This window comes from Aquisalimonas sp., assembly GCF_007120195.1.
Classification (GTDB): domain Bacteria; phylum Pseudomonadota; class Gammaproteobacteria; order Nitrococcales; family Aquisalimonadaceae; genus Aquisalimonas.
This window is the reverse complement of record NZ_SKOG01000288.1, coordinates 1-3,915: the sequence shown is the minus strand read 5'-3', so window position 1 is coordinate 3,915 and position 3,915 is coordinate 1. Positions and strand designations below refer to the sequence as shown.

At 64.2% G+C, this 3,915-nt stretch carries 5 protein-coding genes and 1 pseudogene; 4 read left to right on the top strand and 2 right to left on the bottom strand.

From position 1 onward, the window contains the following. The 4 genes and pseudogenes from QZT63_RS19765 to QZT63_RS19750 all read left to right on the top strand — a co-directional run. A partial coding sequence (locus QZT63_RS19765) for an endonuclease/exonuclease/phosphatase family protein (protein WP_290653755.1) occupies nt 1-387 on the top strand: 387 nt, incomplete at its 5' end. Nucleotides 388-1,269: 882 nt separating this feature from the next. After that, nucleotides 1,270-1,977, top strand: a complete 708-nt coding sequence (locus QZT63_RS19760) for a gamma-glutamylcyclotransferase family protein (RefSeq protein ID WP_366637652.1) — start codon at nt 1,270-1,272, stop codon at nt 1,975-1,977. Between the two features lie 39 nt (nt 1,978-2,016). Next, nucleotides 2,017-2,139: a hypothetical protein gene (locus tag QZT63_RS19755; RefSeq protein ID WP_290653751.1), complete on the top strand. Its 123-nt coding sequence runs from the start codon at nt 2,017-2,019 to the stop codon at nt 2,137-2,139. A gap of 451 nt (nt 2,140-2,590) precedes the next feature. Further along, nucleotides 2,591-3,151, top strand: a pseudogene (locus tag QZT63_RS19750) (CmcJ/NvfI family oxidoreductase); the annotation flags it as partial. Between the two features lie 121 nt (nt 3,152-3,272). On the opposite strand, the gene QZT63_RS19745 reads toward QZT63_RS19750, so the two are convergent. Together QZT63_RS19745 and QZT63_RS19740 are read right to left on the bottom strand one after the other, a co-directional pair. After that, nucleotides 3,273-3,566, bottom strand: a complete 294-nt coding sequence (locus QZT63_RS19745) for an endonuclease/exonuclease/phosphatase family protein (protein WP_366637650.1) — start codon at nt 3,564-3,566, stop codon at nt 3,273-3,275. A gap of 87 nt (nt 3,567-3,653) precedes the next feature. Then, nucleotides 3,654-3,915: HIT family protein (locus QZT63_RS19740; RefSeq protein WP_290653749.1), on the bottom strand; the 262-nt coding region annotated here is incomplete at its 5' end.

Below are 3,915 nucleotides of genomic sequence, written 5' to 3'. Positions count from 1 at the left end.
TTGCTGGTTGCCAAAGAGGTAAAGAAACTTGGGGACGTACCGGTCATCGTCGCCGGCGATTTCAACGACGTGGCCTGGTCGCACACCACGTATCTTTTTAAGCGAATCGAAGGATTGCTCGACCCACGGGTGGGCCGAGGCTTATTCAACACCTTTGACACCAGAAGCCGGCTCCTGCGCTATCCGCTGGATCACGTCTTCGCATCCCAGCATTTCCTTCTCGTCGAGCTACGTCGTCTTCCCGACATCGGTTCCGACCACTTTCCCATGCTCGTGGTCCTCGATTACGATCCCGGCGCTTCCGTGGCAAAGGAAGAACCCCAGCCAGACGCTGGCGATGAACAAGAAGCTGACGAGGTCATCGAGGAAGGGAGGTCTAATGACTAACAGCCAAGGCTCTTCCCTCGCTTAAGACGGACCTGGAATGCGAGGTTCTCCCTCCGCGCGCCTCTCGCAGGTCCACCACAGTTCGATGAACTGCTCCGCCGCTCAATTGGAGGCCGACAACCCGGGCCGCGCACGAGGCCCCTGCCGGACCTTCTGACAGCCGCTGATACCGAACGGCGGTCCTTGCGGCGGAGGTCCGCATCGCAATCTACGGCGGAATCGTTACCAAGGGTGACGCAGCAGAAACCCCCCGCCCCAGCTCCATGGCGGTAGAACCTTCGCAGAGCGGCTGATATCGCGCACGTTCATTCGCCGCATGAGCGGCCGTACCCCAAGCCCCCCGGCGCCCGCCATGCCGGGCGCCGCCCCAGCGCGGACTGTTCGATTGAGCGGGATGACACAATGACGACCACCGTGGGCTGCGACGCCAGCGGCGCGGCCATGTGGCGGCTGGCCTCCGAGTGGCAGGGGAGCGCGCGAGAAGCGCGCCGGCAGCCTCGTCGTCGTCGGCATGGATTCGTGCCCCGTGGCGCCATCGAGAGGCGATTGGTGAGTCGGAGCGACTGCCGGATCAGGTGTCGACACCGACGAGCAGGGACTGCCGGCCGCCGAAGAGGTGTTTGTACTGCCTATACGCGGGCTAGAGCGCTCTGGATGGGCAGCAGGTCCAGCCCTCCATGCTGAGGAGGTCGAGATGGAGTGGCGGCGTCAGGACCGTCTAACCGGGACGACGCGGTTCGATCCGGATGTGATGGCTCGGCGACAGTGTTCGCGGCAGGGCAAACGTTCCACGGCGAATGGCAGGTCGCCGACGGTCAGCTTTGCACGGCGTACGCGGGTATCCGGGGGGCCGGACGCAGTGCTACCGGGTATTTGGCAAGGATGGCGAACCGCACGAGTTCTTCCTCGACGGTGAGCATATGCATACGGTGGCCTACCCGTAAATCGAAGGAGTTGTCTATACGGGCCAGCTTCATGGGCTTTCGATACTTTGCCTACGGATCAAACATTGGTTGGGCCGGATTGGACGCCAAAGGGGTGCGGGCGTCCTGCTCCGTACCGGGGAGGGTGCAAGGGTGGCAGATTTCCTTCGACGTGCCCAGCGCGTTTCGCCGACTTGACGGGGGTGTGGCGAATATCTCCCAGTCGGCGAAGGCGGGAGATTACGTCCTGGGTACGGTCCACCTGATCGATGACGAGGCAGAACCGGTGCTGGATGTCATTGAAGCGCGCGGGGTGCTCTACGAACGCCGGCCTCTGGAGGTGGAAGTGGACGGTGCCGAACGCGTCATCGCCGAAACGTATGTTGGCCTCGATGAGGTGCGTGACCCGGCGCTTCGACCCTCAATCCGGTATCTGAAGATTCTGATAGACGGCGCAGTGGAGCGGGGACTCGCCCCGACCTACATCGACCATCTTCGAGCGACGGAGACACACCAGCCTCCCGATATCACACCGTTCAAGCTGGCGGGCGAAGGGCTACGCTGGCTTGATGCTGGTGGACTGGCCGAACATCCGGGATGGGTTGCCCTGTATGGCATCGTGTTCGATGTTGACCGGCCGAGACCTGCGCACGCCTTCATCAGGTAGCTTTACGGCGGTAAGGACGCGACGCCGAACGCAGTTGCAATGATCACGGGTGACCCTGACCGGGAAGGGCCCATCGATCGGGAGTTGGGTGTTTACCTGCAGGCTTTCCAGCGGGAGCTGGCCCCGGAGCTGCTATCGATGTTCGCAAAGGCGCTGCGGTGACCACGACAAAGCACCACTGTGCCGCTCTCCGGAAGCGTCCGGAATCATTTACTAACCTGGAAGGTAAGAGTACCCCAGCGCACTTGCCGTTCAGGGGGAAGCCTTGAGATTCGCGCTTGGGGGCCAGATTTTTACTACTGTGATTGCTCCGCAACAGGAAAGATCCAATGACTACCCCGACCCACAATGCGCAGACGGGTGAGCGGCTGGTGTCTGTCACCGCGGCGCTTACTTTCATGGTACCGACCGGGCGGCGACCCTATTTGCACACGGAGGCCCTCACCGGGGCCGCCGAGCCACGCTACCACGCCGAGATGGAAAGCCGCGAGGTGCCCGTGCACGACGCGCGACCGTGGGCCGGCGAGCTGTCTCTCGACCGCCAGGGGGTAGAGTTGTGGCGGCGTTCGACCCGGGTCGACGACTTCTATGACGACGCCCGCGTGTCGAGCGCGAATACTACCCGGAGATCGAGGCGCTGGTGTGCGAGGCGACGGGGGCCTCCCGGGTGGTCATCTTCGATCACACCCGGCGTCGCGATGACGGCGGAGCCGACGGCACCAAGACCCCCGCCAATCGTGTCCACAACGACTACACCGAGTGGTCCGGCCCCCAGCGCGTGCGAGACCTGTTCGGCGAGGAGGAGGCCCGGCGGTTGGGCGATGTGCCGTTCGTCCAGGTAAACGTCTGGCGGCCCATTCGGGGTCCGGTCAAGCGATCGCCGCTGGCGGTGCTGGACGCTAGCTCCCTCGATCCCGACGATCTGATCGGAACCGACATGGTGTATCCCGGCCGCACCGGCGAGATCTATCACTTGGCGTTCAACCCCGCCCAGCGCTGGCTGTATTTCCCGGAAATGGAGCGGGAAGAGGCGATCGTGATCAAGGGCTACGACTCGCGTACCGACGGCCGCGCCCGCTTTACCCCGCACACTGCCTTCGATGATCCGAACACACGGGCGGATGATCCGCCCCGGGAGAGCATCGAGGTCCGGACGTTGGCGTTTTTCGCGTAGGAGCCCGGCTGCGGCGCGCTGCGGGTGTGCGCCGGCGGTCGTTGCTATTCGTCGGGCCGCCCGCTGGTGGTGGTGAACCTGATGCCGGTGCTGGGGGTGATTGGGTCACCGCCGAGCCTTCTCACGGCGCAAATTCCGCCACCACCGGCGCGTGGTCCGACGGCCGCCGCCAGCGGCGCGGTTCCACGTCCACGCGAGCGGCCGTGCACTGCTGCGCCAGCGCCGGGCTGGCGAGAATGAGATCAATGCGCAGGCCCCGGTTACGGCGAAAATTGATCATGCGATAATCCCACCACAAGAAGACCTGCTCGTCTGTAGGTCTTCTGCCCCGCGTAGACGGCGGCGTAGCCTGCCTCCCGCAGGGCGCGGCCGCAGGGAAGTGTTCGTCCGTGAGCTTGGTCTCCTGCAGGCCCACCGCCTGCGGCCGCTCGGTCTCCTACCAGCGGAGCAGGTGGGGCAGGCGCACCTGGAGTGAGTTGACGTTCCAGGAGGCGAGCTTCATTCAGCGCTCCCAGTCCAGCTCGGCACGGATGGCCGCCGCCACCGATTTGAGTTCTTCCGGGTCCGCCTGATCCTTCCCGTGGCTGCGCCGGTCCTGTCCCTGCCAACGGGGGACGATGTGCTGGTGGTAATGAAATACCGTCTGCCCGGCCGCCTTGCCGTTGAACTGGTTCAGGACGATGCCATCGGGCTGGATCGCGGCCTGGATGGCCCGTGTGACGTCCTGGACCGGGGCCATGAACGACTGCAGCTCCTCCTTGGGC